The sequence below is a fragment of the Streptococcus sp. HMSC072D07 genome (assembly GCF_001814835.1).
GTDB lineage: Bacteria > Bacillota > Bacilli > Lactobacillales > Streptococcaceae > Streptococcus.
Genome location: NZ_KV818036.1, coordinates 156,956 through 174,922 on the forward strand (window position 1 = coordinate 156,956; position 17,967 = coordinate 174,922).

At 33.9% G+C, this 17,967-nt stretch carries 30 protein-coding genes and 1 pseudogene; all 31 read right to left on the reverse strand.

Annotated elements, in window-relative coordinates; all coding sequences use genetic code 11:
- A partial coding sequence (locus HMPREF2991_RS01470; protein WP_070683241.1) for a DUF6572 domain-containing protein occupies positions 1-575 on the reverse strand: 575 nt, incomplete at its 3' end.
- 40 nt (positions 576-615) lie between these two features.
- On the reverse strand, positions 616-1,170 hold the full coding sequence (locus tag HMPREF2991_RS01475) for an NAD glycohydrolase inhibitor (RefSeq protein WP_070683243.1): 555 nt from the start codon (positions 1,168-1,170) through the stop codon (positions 616-618).
- Between the two features lie 22 nt (positions 1,171-1,192).
- Positions 1,193-1,624, reverse strand: coding sequence for an endonuclease V (locus HMPREF2991_RS01480; RefSeq protein WP_070683246.1), 432 nt, complete (start codon positions 1,622-1,624; stop codon positions 1,193-1,195).
- A gap of 58 nt (positions 1,625-1,682) precedes the next feature.
- Positions 1,683-2,162 (reverse strand): toxin-antitoxin system YwqK family antitoxin, encoded by a 480-nt coding sequence (locus HMPREF2991_RS01485; RefSeq protein ID WP_070683249.1) that lies wholly within the window; start codon positions 2,160-2,162, stop codon positions 1,683-1,685.
- Between the two features lie 197 nt (positions 2,163-2,359).
- Entirely contained in the window at positions 2,360-2,785 is a 426-nt protein-coding gene (locus tag HMPREF2991_RS01490; protein WP_257371834.1) for a hypothetical protein, read from the reverse strand.
- Positions 2,786-2,911: 126 nt separating this feature from the next.
- Complete coding sequence (locus HMPREF2991_RS01495) at positions 2,912-3,253, reverse strand: DUF2185 domain-containing protein (RefSeq protein ID WP_070683251.1); 342 nt, start codon at positions 3,251-3,253, stop codon at positions 2,912-2,914.
- Entirely contained in the window at positions 3,240-3,773 is a 534-nt protein-coding gene (locus HMPREF2991_RS01500; RefSeq protein WP_070683253.1) for an ankyrin repeat domain-containing protein, read from the reverse strand. The genes HMPREF2991_RS01495 and HMPREF2991_RS01500 overlap by 14 nt, the downstream gene beginning before the upstream one ends.
- Before the next feature lie 8 nt (positions 3,774-3,781).
- Entirely contained in the window at positions 3,782-3,859 is a 78-nt protein-coding gene (locus HMPREF2991_RS11360; RefSeq protein WP_260806612.1) for an HNH/ENDO VII family nuclease, read from the reverse strand.
- Positions 3,860-3,953: 94 nt separating this feature from the next.
- Positions 3,954-4,409, reverse strand: coding sequence for an NADAR family protein (locus HMPREF2991_RS01505; protein ID WP_070683256.1), 456 nt, complete (start codon positions 4,407-4,409; stop codon positions 3,954-3,956).
- Positions 4,406-5,038, reverse strand: coding sequence for a hypothetical protein (locus HMPREF2991_RS01510; protein ID WP_070683258.1), 633 nt, complete (start codon positions 5,036-5,038; stop codon positions 4,406-4,408). Before HMPREF2991_RS01510 ends, HMPREF2991_RS01505 begins: the two co-directional genes overlap by 4 nt.
- A 313-nt stretch (positions 5,039-5,351) precedes the next feature.
- On the reverse strand, positions 5,352-5,996 hold the full coding sequence (locus tag HMPREF2991_RS01515; protein WP_070683371.1) for a DUF6572 domain-containing protein: 645 nt from the start codon (positions 5,994-5,996) through the stop codon (positions 5,352-5,354).
- 131 nt (positions 5,997-6,127) lie between these two features.
- The gene (locus HMPREF2991_RS01520; RefSeq protein WP_070683260.1) at positions 6,128-7,012 is read right to left on the reverse strand and encodes a DUF4299 family protein; all 885 of its coding nucleotides are present in this window, start codon (positions 7,010-7,012) and stop codon (positions 6,128-6,130) included.
- Positions 7,009-7,476 (reverse strand): hypothetical protein, encoded by a 468-nt coding sequence (locus HMPREF2991_RS01525; RefSeq protein WP_070683262.1) that lies wholly within the window; start codon positions 7,474-7,476, stop codon positions 7,009-7,011. Before HMPREF2991_RS01525 ends, HMPREF2991_RS01520 begins: the two co-directional genes overlap by 4 nt.
- Positions 7,477-8,287: 811 nt before the next feature.
- A pseudogene (locus HMPREF2991_RS01530) lies at positions 8,288-8,944 on the reverse strand (DUF6572 domain-containing protein); the annotation flags it as partial.
- The gene (locus tag HMPREF2991_RS01535) at positions 8,925-9,827 is read right to left on the reverse strand and encodes a hypothetical protein (protein WP_070683264.1); all 903 of its coding nucleotides are present in this window, start codon (positions 9,825-9,827) and stop codon (positions 8,925-8,927) included. The gene HMPREF2991_RS01535 and the pseudogene HMPREF2991_RS01530, both read right to left, overlap by 20 nt.
- 237 nt (positions 9,828-10,064) lie before the next feature.
- The gene (locus HMPREF2991_RS01540; RefSeq protein ID WP_070683266.1) at positions 10,065-10,496 is read right to left on the reverse strand and encodes a hypothetical protein; all 432 of its coding nucleotides are present in this window, start codon (positions 10,494-10,496) and stop codon (positions 10,065-10,067) included.
- Between the two features lie 126 nt (positions 10,497-10,622).
- On the reverse strand, positions 10,623-10,877 hold the full coding sequence (locus HMPREF2991_RS01545) for a hypothetical protein (protein WP_070683268.1): 255 nt from the start codon (positions 10,875-10,877) through the stop codon (positions 10,623-10,625).
- Positions 10,878-11,143: 266 nt separating this feature from the next.
- Entirely contained in the window at positions 11,144-11,593 is a 450-nt protein-coding gene (locus HMPREF2991_RS01550; RefSeq protein ID WP_257371835.1) for a DUF443 family protein, read from the reverse strand.
- Positions 11,594-11,666: 73 nt separating this feature from the next.
- Positions 11,667-12,329: a DUF443 domain-containing protein gene (locus HMPREF2991_RS01555; RefSeq protein WP_070683270.1), complete on the reverse strand. Its 663-nt coding sequence runs from the start codon at positions 12,327-12,329 to the stop codon at positions 11,667-11,669.
- A complete protein-coding gene (locus HMPREF2991_RS01560; protein ID WP_070683272.1) occupies positions 12,329-12,943 on the reverse strand; it encodes a hypothetical protein in 615 nt (204 codons plus the stop codon). The genes HMPREF2991_RS01555 and HMPREF2991_RS01560 overlap by 1 nt, the downstream gene beginning before the upstream one ends.
- A 63-nt stretch (positions 12,944-13,006) precedes the next feature.
- A complete protein-coding gene (locus tag HMPREF2991_RS01565; RefSeq protein ID WP_070683274.1) occupies positions 13,007-13,492 on the reverse strand; it encodes a hypothetical protein in 486 nt (161 codons plus the stop codon).
- A gap of 53 nt (positions 13,493-13,545) precedes the next feature.
- Positions 13,546-13,866 (reverse strand): hypothetical protein, encoded by a 321-nt coding sequence (locus HMPREF2991_RS01570; protein WP_257371836.1) that lies wholly within the window; start codon positions 13,864-13,866, stop codon positions 13,546-13,548.
- Positions 13,867-13,909: 43 nt separating this feature from the next.
- On the reverse strand, positions 13,910-14,158 hold the full coding sequence (locus HMPREF2991_RS01575) for a hypothetical protein (RefSeq protein ID WP_070683275.1): 249 nt from the start codon (positions 14,156-14,158) through the stop codon (positions 13,910-13,912).
- A gap of 19 nt (positions 14,159-14,177) precedes the next feature.
- Complete coding sequence (locus HMPREF2991_RS01580; protein ID WP_070683276.1) at positions 14,178-14,588, reverse strand: Imm63 family immunity protein; 411 nt, start codon at positions 14,586-14,588, stop codon at positions 14,178-14,180.
- A 158-nt stretch (positions 14,589-14,746) separates the two neighbouring features.
- Positions 14,747-15,394, reverse strand: a complete 648-nt coding sequence (locus HMPREF2991_RS11365; RefSeq protein WP_083312753.1) for an Imm59 family immunity protein — start codon at positions 15,392-15,394, stop codon at positions 14,747-14,749.
- Positions 15,395-15,423: 29 nt separating this feature from the next.
- Positions 15,424-15,774: a hypothetical protein gene (locus HMPREF2991_RS01595; RefSeq protein WP_070683278.1), complete on the reverse strand. Its 351-nt coding sequence runs from the start codon at positions 15,772-15,774 to the stop codon at positions 15,424-15,426.
- A 19-nt stretch (positions 15,775-15,793) separates the two neighbouring features.
- Positions 15,794-16,150, reverse strand: a complete 357-nt coding sequence (locus tag HMPREF2991_RS01600) for a hypothetical protein (RefSeq protein ID WP_070683280.1) — start codon at positions 16,148-16,150, stop codon at positions 15,794-15,796.
- Positions 16,151-16,168: 18 nt separating this feature from the next.
- Positions 16,169-16,519 (reverse strand): hypothetical protein, encoded by a 351-nt coding sequence (locus HMPREF2991_RS01605; protein WP_070683281.1) that lies wholly within the window; start codon positions 16,517-16,519, stop codon positions 16,169-16,171.
- Between the two features lie 46 nt (positions 16,520-16,565).
- Positions 16,566-16,967 carry a hypothetical protein gene (locus tag HMPREF2991_RS01610; RefSeq protein WP_070683282.1) on the reverse strand — a complete coding sequence of 134 codons (402 nt, stop codon included), beginning with the start codon at positions 16,965-16,967 and terminating at the stop codon, positions 16,566-16,568.
- Positions 16,968-17,008: 41 nt separating this feature from the next.
- Positions 17,009-17,344, reverse strand: coding sequence for a DUF7957 family protein (locus HMPREF2991_RS01615; protein WP_070683283.1), 336 nt, complete (start codon positions 17,342-17,344; stop codon positions 17,009-17,011).
- An 89-nt stretch (positions 17,345-17,433) separates the two neighbouring features.
- The gene (locus HMPREF2991_RS01620; protein ID WP_070683286.1) at positions 17,434-17,907 is read right to left on the reverse strand and encodes an SMI1/KNR4 family protein; all 474 of its coding nucleotides are present in this window, start codon (positions 17,905-17,907) and stop codon (positions 17,434-17,436) included.
- Positions 17,908-17,967: the final 60 nt, after the last annotated feature.

Consider the following 17,967-nt stretch of genomic DNA (forward strand, 5'->3'; position numbering starts at 1 on the left):
CACTCCGGCAATTCTACCTTCAAGCTCATATCAGTGGGTTGTAACACTTTCTGAACAGCTGCGAGAAAGGCCAATCCATTATCAGATGGAGAATACTGGAATCTGATATGGATGACTTTTTTATCAAACTTATCACCGTATCGTGCCACATACTGCTTGCTTTCGAGGAAGTAGATATAGTTATTGAGTTTTTCTTGAAGTTTCAAGAGATGCTCCTCTTCGGTATCTGGAAGCCAAAGATTACCATCAATTAATAAAAGTTCCAAGTCTGTATCACTCGTTCCGATTGCATCAATTTCTGAAACCTCTAACTGAATAGGGATACTTTTAATCCTACATCTAAACTTTACAATCTCATATAATTCTTCAATAGCATCCTCTTCTCTTTCAAAACTAGCTTTTTCATATAACTGTTGACGTTCAGTCACCTCATACACTATAAATCTATTTGCACTTAAATCCTGATAATACCCTATCGCAAACTGCTCTAAAACTTTTTTATTTAAGTACACAGTATAATATCTAAGTTTGTTACTATTAAATTTTAAAAAGTCTAATAATTCCTGTTTTGTCATTTAAAATTCTCCACAACTCTCACATTCACTATGGCGTTTGCTATAGCTCCACTACCTTTGGTGGATTGTAGTATTTTTCCTTGAATTCCTTAAGAATCTTCTCTACCTTTTCCACCTCATAATACTTGAAAGAAGGAATTGATTTAATATTTCCAATTAATCGACCATAATATCCACTAGTTTTTAATTCGTTAGGAAGTTTTTCTATTGTATCAAGTATAAGAGGAACTAATTTTCTTGTATCAATTTCAAAAGGAAGAGGCTTATATTCCGCCAGAATGAAATCTTGAAGCAATAAATATTCTGTAACTTGCCATATTTTCTTTTCATCAATACTTAAAGAGAATTCTTTTAATATCTCAAATGTCCTTATTTCTATATCCTTATCACCTTCCACATACAAAGGGTATAAGCAATATTCCATTAATACTCCAATATCTGTACTATCAAGGTCATAAGAATCTCGTTGCCGAAAACGATACTTATCTTCTGTTCCTAGAAATGCTTCTGCTTCTTTCCCTTCCTTCATCATCTCTAGATAATGTTTGACAAAATATCTATAATTCTCTTTATTTTTCAATTTATAAGTCTGCATTTATTTACTCCATTGGTTAATTCTAAAAATTCCTTAATACTTGCCCATAAATATCAACGTTTCTGACTATTTCTGTACAGGCTCCTTCGTAATTGTCAGGAAGTACAAATTCTGCCCCTTCAATATGGTAGTCATTTTTGGAAACTCCGGTAGTTGGTTTTCCTAAGAAAAAGGAGGCATGGATCACGATTCCCGTATGGCGCGGATGCAGATAAGCATTCCCATCAAACATACATAGGTCAGGTTTAATTTTCAACAGTTTAACTGCTGCTAAAATCAGAGGCAATTCCCTAAAGGCAAGAAAACCTGAAAGATAGGGAACTCTACTTTCATCATGAAAACTGACCTCTTCAACAACTTGGAGATTTTCCCGATCAACAACCTCAAGGCAAGCAAGACCGTATTCTTTGTCATTCTCTTCAATAGGTATTAATCCACCCCTGCGACATAACAAATCTCCTAGTCCTCAAAATGATTAGATAGATCTATCTGATTTTTGAATTGATTCTGTGCTACTTCAAATTCATGTCTAAAGTCGATAAATCAACACCCCACTTTTTTGCTCTCTTGAAATCATCTTCGGTAGGCTCTGTTTTTTCTTCAATAATTTTACCAGTCTCATCATATTTTTTATAGAGAATTTCTCCTCTTGCAATACAATAAGAAACCGACTCAATATCACCATTTTCAAAATATTCTTTTTGAATTCCTTCGGCCGCACCTCTGTCTTGATTATTAATACTTTTAATTTTTCCATTAGAATAAAAGTAGACAGCTAGACCATGCCTATATCCATTATCTATACGCCCATAAAAATCTAATTGACCATCTGGATATAAATCATAGGCTAAACCAGTATAAGGAACCTCTTCTCCTGATTCATTTTCAAAGACAATTTGTTCATAGTATTCTCCGCCCCAGTCTAGTTCATCTTCAAAACAAACACCGTCGCGGAGAACTTCTTCTTTTGTTAAAATTTTATCTTCAGTCATTTTCCAACCTCTGAAATCATATTGAAACCATCCAGCATATCTGGGAGGCCTTTAATCTTACAAAGTAATTTCTCTGTTTTTGCACTTTTAAACATTTCACTGATATTTTTTGAATTCTGCTTTGATCATTTTAATAATCCTCTTATTTTCACCTGAAACATTTACCTCATAAGTAATTAAATGATATCAAAAATAACTTATTCCTCTTCTGTTAGAAGATGGTCTAGATTTCTTGGTTTAGGATTTAAACGTTTCAATACTAATTCATAAAAAAAATTATTATTTAACCTATCAGGTAAACTTAAAGTAAAGTTATTCAAAATTAATAAGGGAATAAATTCTGAACCAATTGTATTATAACCTGTCAAATACTCTAACCCATAATTTAAATTTTTCGGGTTTTCAGTACCAACTGTCCAGTAGGCTCCTTTGGCTTGCAAGCGAAAAACCTCTCCAAGATAAACCCAGCTATTAAAGAAATCATCAATATTTTCAGGATCATTTTTGACATCATTCTCTCGAACGAATTGCGCCAAATCCTTCAAGCTTTCTAAACTCATATCTAGATGATAACCTTGCTTACTAGCTTTTTGCCTTATCTCATCCAAGCAAGGTTTCATCAATATAAAACATAAACTCCTCAATTACTCCAGCATTCAGCTTGCGATTTTTTCAAAAAACTATTCTACTTTAGCTGACAAATTCTCTTACTCTAGATCATAAAGGCTCAGACGAGATACAAATGACACTCAATGAACAATTTCTTCGATTGTTGTTTCTCTATCTCTCACCAAATCATAAAATCCTACATGAACGCCTTCCTCATATAACCAGCATAAGTCGGTACCGTATGGGGCTTCAAAAATTTCCAGCATAACAGGAGCAATTTTTACAATGCTATTTGCTCCTAAAATTGTGAAATTTTTTGAATTAGCTAGGTAAGCTTCATCATCTTCGTTTGATAACAGTGTCCAGCCATTTAATTGTGGAATAGCAGATTCCTCGCGATAAGAATAGCGAATAGCTTTTCCATCAAGAATATTGTTTGAAACGACAAAACCACCAAAATCATTGTTATTAATTCCTACCATCTTCATACTCCTTTATAATATCAAGCAGGCTACTTCTCCATGAATATTCTTCCGCATAGTCTAGACACGATTTTCCAGATTTATTTTTTAACTTATAATCCGAACCGGCCTCTAGTAAAAGCTTGTATAGAGGTTCTAACTCTTCCGTTGCTAATTTTAATAACGTTACTGAGTAAGTCATCGGAATAGAACCAAATTTGTCAACTGCATTTACATCAATTCCAGCCTCAATGAGTAATTTCACCATCTCATATGCATATGCTATTTTGGGCCTCCAATTAGCTTGGAAGAAATAATGAAGAGCATTTCTGTTTTCCTTTTTTGACAAAAAATTGACCTCTACCTTCTCAGACAGCAGATATTTAATAATTTTCAATTTCTCTTCCGGCAAATCATCGTTAAGCATTGCCGTGCATAACAAATTAAGGTTTGTATATTTATCAATTTGTATTATGTCGCCATTGTAACTTTCTATAAACTCATTATATGTCCCATCTTGAACAATATCGAAAATATCCATCTTATCTCCTATTCAAACTTATGGCTTCTATTAGCAGAAGGTATTTCTATTCTAAAATTATCTGGATTAAATTGGAAATCCTTCAATTCTTGTAAAATGATTTCACTGCCTTTATACTTTCAAACATTTCACTGATATTTTTTGAATTCTGTGTTATTCATTTAAAGTCAGTATACTTTCTTAATTTATAGAACCATCGTCTAGACTTAAAGCTACTCTTGTTTCCATTAAGATTTTCCCCAGCATATTTTTACCAGATCCATCTCCCCCGTCAGCCCAATAATGATCATTTTTTGTATGCTCAAGTAATTCTGCATCAGATGTCGCAATTAGTTTCTCTAGAATCTCTGGATTTTGACGAAATTTCTCACGAACAGCATAACGCATAATATCATCCTTGACATCTTCCCAGTTCTTTCGTAACGGATTCTGGCGATTGCGTCCCTCCAAAGCAGCATCCATAGGTGATTCCAGCAAACGAATTTTTTCCTGAATTTCTGGAACCAAGAATTTCTGAGCCTGGAAATAATGTTCCGATGTAGGCCAGATTTTATTTCCATCCGAAAAAGGATAAGGAGCAAAATTAGACATATAACCGTAGGCATCGTTTACCTTATAGAATTTAATTTCCTTCATTCTCTCTCCAATCCGAAATCAGCTAGTGATTTATCCTTCTCCTCCAGAAGTTTCTCCGCATAATCAGGTTCGATCTCTAAAAACAGTTTCAAAGTATCATGAATTCGCCAATAATTTTCTTCTGGCTTATCCATAATGGACGATAAAAAGTGCTTTAGGTAAGGGATATATTCAGAAAATCCATTATTTTCAACTAGATAGTAAAAATATGAAAGATCATAATAACCTTTTTCCGCCTGTTCTATAATTTTGCAGACATAAGGGAATATATCTTGCCTTGCTTTATCACCATTGCCAATATCTGATTGACTAGCCCAATAGCTAGTAAGAGCATCTAGTATAATTCTATTTGTATCATCATAACTATATAGCCGATGAGGATTGTAGTCTTCCAATTTTCCCTCAACAAACATCTGAGTCAACACATCAAAACCTTCTTTCAGCCCCCAAATAGTTAAAAGCCTAGAAGCTTTATAGCGCAAAAAATCATCATCGCTAGATAATAAAGAGATGAGTTTGTTAATCGTTTCTTCTGGAATATCTTCCAAGTCTACTTCTTCGAGTAGATCTGTATAATCCACATCGTTTGGAACTGTGTAAAATAAATCATCAAGTTCTTCTCTAGTCATTTTTTCTCCTTATTCAAAAGTAAACTATTCGGGTGGAAGACTTCCCTTAACCTTAATTAAAACCTCGTTATCGCGTTCAACATAAAAAAGATCCCGTTTAGTGTTCGTTAGACGTTCAGAATTCTGTTTAGAAGGATTTTTATTATATCTCAATTGTGCTTGGTCAACTCGTTTTTGCAAATGATCAACTATTTCCTGATGCGTTATCACTTCTATATCTTTAAGTTTTTCTGTTTCAATATCATATTAAATTTACTTTGGTCCAATCCTTCTCCCATTATACCACAAAAAGAGAGCGTTTCCGCTCCCTTTCTTACTCTGGTAATTCTACCTTTAAGCTCATATCAGTCGGTTGCAATACTTTCTGAACAGCTGCAAGAAAGGCTAGACCGTTGTCTGATGGGGAATACTGGAAGGTGATATGGATGACTTTCTTATCAAACTTATCACCATATCGCTCCACATACTGCTTGCTTTCGAGGAAGTGAATGTAATTATTCATTTTTTCTTGCAGAATTTCCAAATGGACTGCTTCTATCTCTTCCTGCCACTCGAGAGGGTCTACTAGAAGAAGTTCCAAATGATTCTCAACTGTACCAATTGCATCAAGTTCAGTTGGCTTTAGCTCTAATGAGATTGCTTTCTTTAACAGTCCTTCAAATTCTTGATTAGAAAACAGCCGTTTCACTGACGACGGGTTTACTAAAATACGAGTGGGTGTTGATCTAAAATAATTTTGTCTAGCTATTTCCTTACTTTCCTTAGTCACCCAGTCTCCTGTTTGTAAGAATAGCTCAACCTCATAAGCATCCTGTTCTGACCTTAAAGCCTTGTCCACTAATTCTTTACTAACTGAATAAGTAACTTCTCTATCTTGAAAACCTCCTGTCATCCAGGACATTGTATAATTGCCATTTTCTTCAGTTATAATAAATCCATTTCCTTTTATTTGATTCATACTACCACTACCGAGTTCTTTCTCTACTTCGTTAACGAGACTTGTATGCAAGCATACTTTCTCTATTTTAAAATAACTTGTTTCTCATCACATTCTAACATCTGAAAAAACTAACTGAACAGGAGTTTTTCTTAAAATCCTCCCTTTTTCAAGACAGCTTGCAGAGTTTCAGGAGAAATTGGGTCCACAAGAACATACTTGGCATCTAGCATATAGATGCCCTCAGTTAGCGATTCCAAGTACTGACGATAAGGAACTTCGGCTAGTTTTTCCCCATCGGCTGTCATGATAAACAGTCGTGCAACTGCAACCTTACTTCCTCGATACTCTTGTAAATATTGAGGTTCTAGCTCTGGTTGAGCCGGCAAAATAGTTCGTCCTTCACTATTTAGATAATTGATAGGGATAATGATGCCCTCTCCATTTTGCTCTACTTTAAAAACTTGCTGCTCAGAGTAATAAGCATTTAGCTGTTGGGTAAAGCGCAAACGCTGGTCATAACTATTTAAGAGTTGCTCGTCCGGCACATGGATAATCTGCCCTAGGTAGAGTTCATTGATGTAAATAGGACGTTTCACTCCCATAATTTCCACGATGGGATGAACTTTTACTTCCTTAGTCAATTCTGAAAGAGCTGATAAGAAAATATCTGTGAAATGAAATTCTAGAATAGAATCTTTATCATACGCCACACCATCATGTTCACATACAGTTACGTATAAGAGAATGAGCAAGGTTTTCAAGAACATCAAGGCCCCAGTCCAGTCAGAAGCTGTCGCCAAATCTGGAACAGATACCTGATAAGCTTGACCATCAAAAGATAGACGGAACCCTAAACTAGACTTCTCTTTGACCCCAAACTGAACAGAATGGAAATCCGAAATAAGAGAGTCTGCAGATGGCTTTAAGCCCGCATCCTTAGCGGAAACGCTGTAACATTCAAAAAGTTCTGCTTGAAGCACCTCACCAATTCTTAGTGATTGGTTGCTTTTTATTGTAAAATTAATTGTTTTCATATTTTTCTCCTTCGATCTACTGGCAAATCCTTTCTACGACGTAGAATCGTTACTTCGCTGACAGGAATTTTTCCTGATGCATACGTGATAAGACCGTACTTATCATCCATCAATTCCGCACCATCTGCTATATTGTTTTCATTTAAAAATTCTTTATCAGAAACCAATATTCGCACATAAGAATCGGGTGCTGTAAAATCATCATCCCCATGCTTGTGACCAGCCATTGCAAATTCCTGACCTTTATATAGGACACGATCACAAACCGAATACCTCTGACTAACCTCACTATAAGGCACAAGCTTCCCGTATAGACCTTCTCCTTCACCATCTACATAGGAACTATAGGGGAAATATCCTTCTTTCAACATTGCCGGATCTTCTGAAAGAAGGATATAGTCATTTATATAATTCACAAAATTAGAGTATACATTATTTTGGTAAACTAGAAATTCTTTATCCATTTTATCCCTCCACGTATTCCATTATACCACAAAAAGAGAGCTGTTTTTGCTCCCTCAATTAAGCTGGTAATTCTACTTTTATATCTATCTATTCTGTAGTCTGTTCTTTAGCATGGTTCTCTCTAAAATCTTTTTTGGATCTATCAATGACTCTACGCAATTCCTCATCATCAACTCCGGGAAGATGGAAATCATAGTTATGTGTCTCTTCTTTTGAAGATTCCGTTCCTGAACTTTCTGCTTTCGTGCTCTCTTCAGTAGAAGACGATGCTCCAGAATCTGAAGAGTTAGCTCTTTCAGAACTAGAAGAGCTTGGTGTTTTAGGTGCTTTGCGGTCCAATTTTGGTATCTTATTGATTTCCTCAATACTAGGTATTGGCTTATTCGCTTTAACCGGTCTGTAGAGCATCGCAAAAGAGAAGAATAAGGCCAAAATAGTTCCAATAGCTGCTAAAGTTCTTTTACTGGATTCTGATGAGGGAATTTTGATACCACTGGTGCTAAGCTCTCTCCATTCAGGATGCTCTTTTTCTATCTCTTTTTTTTGTTCCCATAGCGGAACTAGTAGAAAATGATTAAAAGGCACAACTGTTCCCATAGCTGTTACTGCAAGTGGGATAAATCTAGAAAGGTTAAAAATGAGTACTATGCTTAGTATTGCAAATATAGTAAATAGAAATATCACTAATCCTAAGCGAATTTTATATTCTTTTTTAATCTGGAGATATCGCTCTTGAGATACTTTTTCTTGTTCTTGTTTGGGATGACTTACATCTGCTAATGAGCTCTTCTTCTCTGGCAAAGTTTCATCATCAGGAAATTCTACCTTCAAGCTCATATCTGTATTTTGCAATGTCTTCTGAACCGTAGCAAGAAAGGCCAATCCGTTATCAGATGGGGAGTACTGGAATGTGATATAGATGACTTTTTTGTCAAACTGATCACCGTATCGTGCCACATACTGTTTGCTTTCGAGGAAGTGAATGTAATTATTCATTTTTTCTTGAAGAATTTCTAGATGGATTGCTTCTATCTCTTCCTGCCAGCCGACTGGATCCACCAGAAGAAGCTCTAAATGATTATCAACTATACCAATTGCATCAAGTTCGCTAGGTTCCAGTTCTAAAACAATGGCTTGAGTGACAATTTGTTTAAATTCCTCTGCTGTGAAAAGACAACGACTATTTTCAGGATTTTTCAAAATAAAGGAAGGATGATCTTCAATGAAGAGCTTATCGGATTCATCTTGTGTATATTGCTTTTTAGATTTCCAAAAACCATAATCTGCATAATTCATCAACTCTTTACCAGTATGTTCTCCCGACATATAACTATCGGCAGCTTCTTTGGGGATTTCTCTAACCACTTCTGGCATGGTAATATTAAAAGTTGGATAACGCAAGAAATACTTGTCACCATCTTGACAAATTTCCAACATATCTTTTTGACTAGTATAAATCAACTTCATTTTTAATAGCTATTAACTCCTTGTGTTTTTTTAAATATTTTTTTCCATACCATTCTTCTACTGTTTTCCCTTCCCACTCACGATACTCTTCAGGATATTTCCATTTGTAGTAGCCTTCTAAAAAGAAAGGAAACTCCATAAATACAATCATGGCGATTATACCAATATTTAATAGAATCCAAAATATAAAGAGACCAAAACCAGTTATGGAAGATGAAAAATTAATAGAAAAAGCTTTGAAAATATAATTAACAATCACAGCTAAGCCCAATATACCTGCTCCATAAATAGCAATACCTTTAGCAATTTTATCTTGTAAGGTAGGTGACTTAACTTCTCCATACATTCGTTTTTTCAAACTTCTAAGCTCTGTTCTTAACATTACATACGTCAACAATACTTGAAGCCCCAACAGTATTAAGATCCCCCATATTGATAATATAGGTAAAGAGATAGTTGTTGCCAGCAAATTAAATTCAAACACAAACCATATCATAAAAGTTATAATATGAAATCGATAACGATAAGGGAGAATAAACGTCCGTTTAAAGAATTTACCCATTAATACCAATAACAACCAAATTAACAAGCAAATTAAATAAAGCTCAACTGTTAGCAAAGGATACTGAGAAACTGGTGACCTTAAATCTTTAGGATCAGAATTTTGTAATGATAGGGTAACAGCAAGGAGCATGAAATTTGCACCTATCGGAAACAACAGACTAAGAATAAAAGTTTTAATACCAAACCAAAAAGAGGGTTTCCCTTTCTTAAAGGATTTCCCAAGTTTATTATAATAATCTTGTTTCTGATACTGTAAAAACCCATCATCTTCCAAATTTAAACTCTCTTCAAAACTTGCTTTAAAAATTGATTTCTTCATCTAATTTTCTCCCTAATTTTATTAAAATTGATAACAACGAGCCTTCTGCAATTCTCTTCTATCTGGATATTTCTTGGCATAGGAAACAGAAAAGAAACTACCCATGATTCCTGCTGTTATAATAGCTGTAAGTATTACAGACACGATTATACCAAGATTTTTTCCAAACGAAGGGCTTCCCTCAAGAAATAACCATCCAGATATCACAACTATAAATATTATATGATGTAATCCACTTTACTGTAAAGGCCAGTGTTCTGTTTCAGCATAAATCATGACTTCATATGCTCCCCTAGAAGATTCAAATGCTTTTTCCATCAGTTCCTTATTGATAGGATAGCAAACTTCTGGACCCATGGCTCCTCCAATTTCTTTAAAGAAGCCAATTTCGTAATAACCATTTGTCTCATATACAACAAATCCATCGCCTTTATGTACAATCGTATCTGAATGATTATAATCATTTAACTCATCTGCCTTTGGCCAACGATGGTGTTCACAATAAAACATTACTTCTAAAGAATCTTGTTCTGATTTTGAAACACGTTCTGCTAATTCTTGGCTAATGGGATAGTTAAGCACTTCTTTCCCTCTACTCCAAAGGATCTGATAATCATTATTGTCTTTTAATATCGTACAATTTTTGTATTGCTGAATTTCTATTGCCATATAAATCAACTTTCTTTACTTTTTTAATTCTTCTCTATCATAGGCAAAAAAGATCTAGTTGGTGCGCACATTTCTTATTAAACTCTCCTAGATGAACTAGTCCAGTATAATGTTTATTCTTTTCTTTCATTTTCTTTTTTTCAGTTCTTTCTCCAATTGTTTTAAAACAACTAAAATATCGCTTTTATAATCCATGGTCTCATCTACAAATCTTCTTGCTAAACCAAAAAAGCTGACTTCATCCATCATTTCCCCTCGTCCTATGCGTTCAGCCAGCTTGTAAATATCCTGAATAATCCCAGGATATCGTTTCTGGCTCGGATATTCCAAGTTAATCAACTCTTGTAATTGCTCTATATATTGCGTGTATTGGTTCTTCATAATTGAATCCCTTATTAACTTTAATCACTTCGTTTAATTTTTCCTCTGGTTTGATTTAACTTCAACTATCTCATATTCCCGTTCTTCTCCAGGTGCAAAGGCAACGTTTATGGTTGCTAGAAAAATGAACATTGTTAAAATCATTATCAAAAGCATGGCAACATTTTTTATATAGATAAAAGCTAAGGCAAATATAAGAGCTAAAGCAAAGAAACTTAGTTGTAAAAGAAGCATTTTTACATAAAAACGCAATGAATTTACTGGTTTTATTTTATAATAATTAGATTGCTCCAATGTTCTATTGAGTAATTTTCCAAACTTTTTTTCTTTTTAGAATATAAAAGCTGAAGCAAACTAAAAGAGAATAATAGACCAATAACTACTAAAAGCAAACTAGTTACTATCGAAAAATTCACATAAAAGTTGGCAAATAAATCAATATGATTCATACGAGCCCAGGCATTCACAAAAACTGCCAATCCTGCTGCTAATGATGTTGGAAGGATAAAGTTGCTCGCCTTAGAGTTTTTTTCTTCGATTTTAAAAAGTTCTTGATCTGAGATGGCATAAACTTTCTGATAAAAATACCAGTTTAAAGGCAAACAGAAATATCCGAGAAAATGTTTAGGAGATCTATCTAATAGATACTGTTCCCCTTGATAATGAAATAATAGGTATCGAAGATTCCCTTTATAATATAATTTTATTTTTTGCATTTTAATCCTTACTAATCTAAGAAAACATGAGTTTTTCCCAAGCTATGAGGAGGATCTCGATATCGTCTACATCTTATTTTGGTATTTTATCATTTATTTTATATAAGTGATGACTTTCAGTTCCAAATGCAACATTAGAAGCCAACAAATATAGAAAGATAATTGCATTTGCCATTAAGCCAAAAAGTAAGTTACCTGAGTAAAAATAATACAATGCCATAAAAAATGCTAGTCCACCAAAAACCACTATAAATCCTAGCAATTGTTTAAAGTCGATTCTTATTGGCGTAATTTTATAGTATTGTAAATGCCTAAGTTCGCGCCCTAGCACAGAAACCATCCTTCTTTTCCGAGAATAGTAAAATAATTCAACCAGAACATATGTTAAAAGAAAAGTCATTAAAAAGAGTGGCAATTTCGTAAAACTTGAAAGATTCGTTTCAAAATACTTAGTAATATCAATCTTATTAACGCGTAACCAATTATATAAAAAGATACTCAGCCCAGCACCGAGAGAAGCTGAAACAGTGAGTTTTGTAGCACGTCCATTTTTTTCTTTTATCTTACAGTACTCATCCGATGTAATGGGATACACATGTTGAAAGAAAAGCCAATTTATAGGTGGAAAAAGATAGCCTATCAAATGACATGGTCTTCTATCAAGTAGATAGTATTGATGATTGAATTCAAATACTAAATAACGAAAATTTCCATAAGTAAAACGAATTTTTTCCATCATTTCTCCTTAGTTACAAACAGATCACTTCTACTTAACCCCTCTGAACTATACCCTAACAAGGTAGCCTCATATTCATCAACTAAACCATTATCACCATTCAGTTGAATCATCCACTCCTTAATAGTTTTTAATTTTACGATTGATACATAGAAGGTTTGAAAGATTCTGTTTGGCAGGTAAAATAGATTGTATTCATTGTCACTTGCATCTATGTAATAAATCTTGTTTAATTTTGTAGAAAAATTTATTTTTCCTTTAGTTCTAAAATCAACCGAATAAAAGTCATCCAGTTGTTCTCTAGTTAAGTATTCTTTCAATATTTCAATATCTTCTATATCATTTATTAAAGTCATCAAGGGGAATTCGAAATCTGTAAATCCTCTTTTAACAAAGGTAGCAAAATAGAGTTGAGCCAACTCTTTGTTACGAATTTTACAATATTCTAAAATAACCCCTCTTTCATTTAGTGAAATAAAAAAATCATCTTCTCTTTTTTCTAGAATATAAATAAGATCCACATTATCATATACCTGCAACTTGTTTTTTCTTGAAACAATTTCGACACTGCTAATAAACCTTTTTAAACTGCTAATATATTCATTATCAAACATTATCATTTCCTCGGATCAGATTCCATTTTTCTTCTATTAGATTGAAATCACAGTATCACAACATTACTTTTCAATAGAATTTAAAAAGTTATCAATGTCTTGGTCTTCTAAACTCTTGATCTTAACTCCCTGGTCTTTAAAGATTCCTAAAGGTGTTTCGATTATTTTTAAGACTTCAATGTCTTTTCGGCTAATCTCTTTTGCCCATTCTAACTTATTTATCTGCTTGAATCCCAACTCATCCTTTATTTGATTTTGGTTGGCGCTTGGTATTATTTCAAACCAATCTTTCTCAACATTCCTTCGAATCATCCCACTACTAACATAAAAAGAATGCCCCTTATATTGAATCTCATAATGAATACTGTATAGATAGTCTAGCTCTTCCATCTTGACGTTTTTTGAAAAGAAATCATCAAATTCCTCTCCCCAAGAATCTACATAATTGTTAAATCCTTCATCTTTTGTATCACTAGTCAGAACAATCCAATCATTATTACTAAGACCTTTTGAAGCATTATATTTTTTACCCCGATAAATTGCAATCATTATTCACTCCTATTTCGTTACTTTCCATCCTTATGGAAATCCCCATCAGTTGTCTAGTCTTTTAATAAGCTGTCAATTCTTTTTATCAATAAAGAAAATTGCTCATTTCTCATTTTCATGTATGCAACGTCCGAGTCAAAAACATAAAAATCCGATAAACCATCTCTTGGGAAAAACATACTTTTGTACCTTTTCTGTAGGTGGATCATCGTTTCTGCTGGTATCTGGGATTTTCCTATACTTTGTAGGATAAACTGCATTTCCTCAAGGATACCTATGAAATTATTAACATTAATTTTTTCCTTGTAATCTGATAGAAACACTATTAAGTCAGATAACGAATTCGTCAGTTCTTCTTTTAAATTGGTCATCATGTCATTCTCCAAAATATTCTTTACTCATTAATGGAAACCAAGTTTATATTCGGCATCTGTATTTGACTATATCATAAACTTCCTCGATAGCCTCTTCTTCATTTTTAAAGCACGCAATTTCTATCAAACTCTGGCGTTCTGTCACTTCATACACCAGAAATTTATTTGATTTCGAATCCAGAAAATACCCTATTGCAAACTGCTCTAATGCTTTTTGGTTTAGATAGACTGTATAATATTTAAGTTTACTTTGATTAGACTCTAAAAAAGCAAGTAACTCTTCTTTTGTCATTGTAGTTTCTCCGTTAGTTTTATGACTTTTTAAGTAAAGAGAATTTTGAGGTTGCTTCCTTCCTTCTTCTCTCTCCGTACTTAGGATCAATTATACTAAATAAGTGAATTTGTTCTTCTTGAAGAAGGGTATTATAACGTTCAAAATCTCCATTAGCATTAGTCCATGCATTCTTTGATGCTATTCTAGTAACATATGATTGCAAAAGTTCATAAAGAATATCTTCCTTATTATCAAATTTTTTCTCAGAATTTATTTTGCCACGTTCGACACCAACAATGTAGTAATGATCGTCCTCTAAATAAATAGTACGCCCTTCCAGTAAGAATAGAGATGGTTTTTCTTCTGTAAATAAGTCCGACGGATTAAGTTTTGTCTCCCCAATTTTTAATAGCAACTCTGTTAATTCATCTTTTATATGTTTTATCATCTTATTCCTCACTAATGTTTACAATCATTACTAAAAAATACTGACGCAGTTGTAGACAGCCTCTAAATTTAACTATTTGATAAACTCCCTTGAAAGCATCTTATTCATTTTAAAAAAAGCTCAATTAAACTGATTCTAAGAACACTTCTCTAACTGACTCATTTTCCTTCCTCGTCCCACAGTGGCGAAGGATAGGGGTGCGATAAACCAAGTTCATTAGCCAACTGTTCCGCATGAACTGTTTGACTAAGAAACTTAAAGAACTCATCCTTTGCTTCCTTCATCGTATCAAACTCCCATGTTTTCCCCACAATATATGAGCGTTCATCCCTACTGTTAATTTGAAATTTGCCATTTTTAAAAAACAAATGTGTTGCCCAAGGTTGACTGCTATCTTCATCAAACAAGACATAAGACAAGCTTTCAAAACCTCTTTCTTTAATCTCCTTTTCCACTATATTTTTCAAAGATTCGATATCGATATCTAGTTTATCCCATAGTGGAGAAGGATATTGTGGCCCCCAGCCATTGGAAATATAGTACTTATTTCTTGAAACAGTATGGTCTAACAACTCTAAAAATTTTTCTTTTGCTTTAGGAAAATCAGAATACTCAAAAACTCTTCCTTTTCCAGCCCTATCCCTTGTTAGATATACCTCATACTTATGAGTTTGGGGATTGAGTTCAATTCTCGTTTCCCACTCCCAGGGACCATGGTCATTGAAAATAGAAAATCTCAAACTATCATATCCTAGTTTTTGAATCTCCGTTAAAAGCTCCGTTCGTTCTTGCTCTCTATTAAACATTGTTTCTGTTCTCCTCTAAAAGTTTCAGACTACAACCAGCCCTTGGCTTTTAAAAACTTGTCCGGAATCCTGAGCTCAATCTCATCCATAACTCCTCTTAAGTAACTATCCCAATCTGTTATCTGGCTGTATACAGCTGGCTCTTTAGTTAAGGATATTTTTGCTTCTTTCGTTAAGACAATGAAGAACTCACACATGTCATTTTCATAATCAAATTCAATAGTAAAGTAATCATATGCCTTAAAGTCTAATTTAAAAGTTTGATGATTGGGTTCCTCAACATAATCATAACCAGCAATCGTGTCAACTCTTTCGCCAAAGACTCCCCTTATTTTCTTTCGAGTCTCTTTCGCGAGTTCTAGCATCTTGTTTGTTTCCATACATCTATCCACTTTCCACTTACAACCATCCCTTGGCTTTTAAAAACTTGTCCGGAATGCGAAGTTCAATCTCATCCATAACTCCTTTTAAGTATTTATCCCAATCTTTTATTTCACCAAAGGCGACCATACTTTTACCACCATTCAAAGAGGCTCCGTATCGCTCACCTACAAAAATAGAAAAGCTACAAAATCCTCTATCATAGTTGAAGAATATTAAATAATAATCATACGCAACAAACCGAATTCCAAATCGCTGATACGGTAAGTACTCAACGACATCTACAATGTCTGGCTCAGTGATTCTATTCCCAAATACACTTTTTATTTTTTCACTTGTTTCCAATGCTAGTTGAAATATTTGATTCTCTTCCATAAAAACTCCTTCTATTATTTATAGCCATCCCTTAGCTTTTAAAAACTTGTCCGGAATCCGGAGTTCGAGCTCATCCTTGATTCCTTTTAGGTATTTATCCCAATCTGTTATTTGGCTATATACAGCTGGCTCTTTGGTCAGGGATAATTTCACTTCCTTCGTTAAAACAATGAAGAACTCGCAGAGGTCATTCTCATAATCAAATTCAATAGTAAAGTAATCATATGCCTTAAAATCAATTTTAAATGCACGATGATTTGATTCCTCAACTATATCATAAATGCCAGAACAGTCCAGCTTATGTTCAAAATAGGTTTGAATCATTCGGCTCGTTTCTACAGCAAACTTCCCAGTTTCATTTAATTCCATAATATTATTCTCCTCAAAGAAATCATTTTCTTTAAAATCTATTTGGTTAATTCTTTAATATAACTTCTGCTCTATCTGAATCTAGAAAGTCTTTCAATAATTGCAAGGTTTGTTCGACTGACTTTCTATCACGTCCATACACTCTTTTTAGGCTCTTATCATCGATTATCTTGGATAAAAAGGTAATGGAAAATTTCTGCTCATCAGCTTGGGTGAACCAAATGTTAAACAAGCCACCCTCTCCAGCTTCCAATTGCCTATTTTTACCGGTTGATGATATCCCCATCGTCATATGATAACCCTTATACGCGAATGGAAAATTAAAATTTTCATCTTCTCCTTCATGAATGACAATCGTATCAAGGTCAATCGAAAAAATTTTCTCTAACACTTGCTTGACATTCTGATAGCCTAGACTCTCTCTTATTGGTAAGTAAAGTTCACTCATTTATAGGTTCTCCACATATTTCCGAAATTCTCAAACTTCTATTACTTTGATATAGTCATATCAACTATTTTCCCCGTTTTTATATCGACTTTTAATCTTCTGCCATGAAAATCAGTCGCATAAAGCCAGCCATCTCTCAAAGTCATCTGTTCAAAGGGATAAATATTATTACTGTATCCACTATTATCTATCGTCCAAACTACATTTCCACTACCATCAACTCTTAAAATGTTATTTTTTTCAATATCATTATCAAAAGGAATCTCCAATAAAACAATAAACTCGTCACCGTGTTCAATTATATTTCGGATTTCAAATTTAAAACATTTTACAACTTTACCATTTACTATTAGATTATATTTTTCATATTCTACCATTGTATCCACCTTACATCTGAGAATCCTTACGTCAATCAGTCTTTTAATGATTTCTTCGTATTCTTGCTAAATCAATATGCATCACACCGCTAATCCTGTAACATAGCAAAAAATTCTGTAAAGTTATTAGTTACAAACTCTATAGCAGGCTCCAGATCGTAGGATTCCTCGTGGTACCAGATACAAATGCTTGGATTTTCGGTATTCTCAATATAGTTTAGACAAACAAAGTCACCGCCAAACAATGCTGCTATGGGGACCAACTCAAACCCCAAAATATCTTCATGGACAAACAAACGTTCATCCAGTTGGGACATTACAACATCAATGTCATAGATACCAAGTGGATTGTATTTTGAATCCTCTAACACACACAAGAATCGCTCGATCAAAAAGGACCTATTTGTTAAAGAAAATAAATTTTTATAAGGACAAAAACCATTTTTTCTCTTTATAAAATTCTTATAATCATTAGGTAGTTGAACTTTCCACGCAACTTCTCTTTCCTGTAATAACGCATCAGTTGGCAAGGGGTAGATAATTGATTGATTTTGTTGAGACATCTTCATCTCCTACAGTTTCTCGTCTTTCACTTCCTCAAACCATTTTTCAAACTCTAGACG